This window comes from Photobacterium sp. R1 (genome assembly GCF_054600795.1).
The window spans coordinates 1-257 of record NZ_BAAHZP010000705.1 but is presented as its reverse complement, the minus strand read 5'-3'; the positions used below and the strand labels follow the sequence as shown (position 1 = coordinate 257).

Here is a 257-nt window from a genome sequence, read left to right as displayed (position 1 = left end):
GGTTTTGCTGAGCGGCATGCCCAGGTAAACCCTGGTCTGAAACTGGATAACCTGATTGAACGCCTGGCGCTTTTTAACCGGTTACAGCGCAAAGGCGGGCAGAAGGCCTTTGATGTGTTTGAGCAGTACCGGCGTGAAAGCGGTCTGGACAGCTGGATATGGAAAACCGAGGCTACAGCCAGTGAGATAGAAGAAGCGATAGACAGGTTAGATGCGGTATCGACCGTGCTGGAGTCGATGGATCAGCGCTGTGAAAA

Annotated in this window: 1 pseudogene; it reads left to right on the top strand. The window is 52.9% G+C overall.

Features of this window, described 5'->3' with window-relative positions:
• Window positions 1-257 (top strand): annotated as a pseudogene (locus ACYP03_RS26905) (ATP-dependent helicase); the annotation flags it as partial.